Here is a 568-nt window from a genome sequence, read left to right as displayed (position 1 = left end):
GCTGTACCAGAAGCCGTCTCTGACCCCTACAGGATTGTTCATCGGGATAACCCTTTAAAGACAAAGTGCGTTTACTTCGGGCGCGTGGCGAAGAAGACCACCGCTGCTCCGATAGCGACGATGAGCGTATCTTCAATCAGGCCACTCCTGGTCTGCCCCATTCTGGTCATGGCCTTTTTGCGTACCGCGAGCGTGGCATAAGCAAGTGGCACAGCGGCAGAAACAGCGATCGCTGCCCCGGTTTTCTCTTCTCCGCGGGGTGCCAACGCGGCGCCCGCAATTCCTGCACTGGCCACGCGTGCTGACATGCCCAAAAACACAGTGCGGTCTGGCGCTGACTTCATCTTGTCGCCAAATATTTCCCCTATACCCATCGCTAACGCGCCAAATTTAAATAGCGGACGGTCCAGCAGCAGGAGACGGCCAGAAGTGTCGCGCCCGGCAATGCGTGCTGCTGCGAGGGTTGCCATCGGCGTCATGGAACGGCAGCTGGCGACAAAGCCAATTAAGGCTGAATAAACAAAATCGGTTATTTTCATTGGTTATCTCCTGGATAAATAAAAATTTT

Annotated in this window: 1 protein-coding gene; it reads right to left on the bottom strand. The window is 54.6% G+C overall.

Annotated elements, in window-relative coordinates:
• Positions 1 to 71: 71 nt before the first annotated feature.
• On the bottom strand, positions 72 to 539 hold the full coding sequence (locus tag QRD42_RS16955) for a hypothetical protein (RefSeq protein WP_321987670.1): 468 nt from the start codon (positions 537 to 539) through the stop codon (positions 72 to 74).
• Between the last annotated feature and the right edge of the window lie 29 nt (positions 540 to 568).

The sequence above is a fragment of the Enterobacter sp. PGRG2 genome (assembly GCF_030291195.1).
Classification (GTDB): domain Bacteria; phylum Pseudomonadota; class Gammaproteobacteria; order Enterobacterales; family Enterobacteriaceae; genus Enterobacter_D.
The sequence above is the reverse complement of the archived record's forward strand: the minus strand, read 5'-3'. Positions and strand labels throughout refer to the sequence as shown.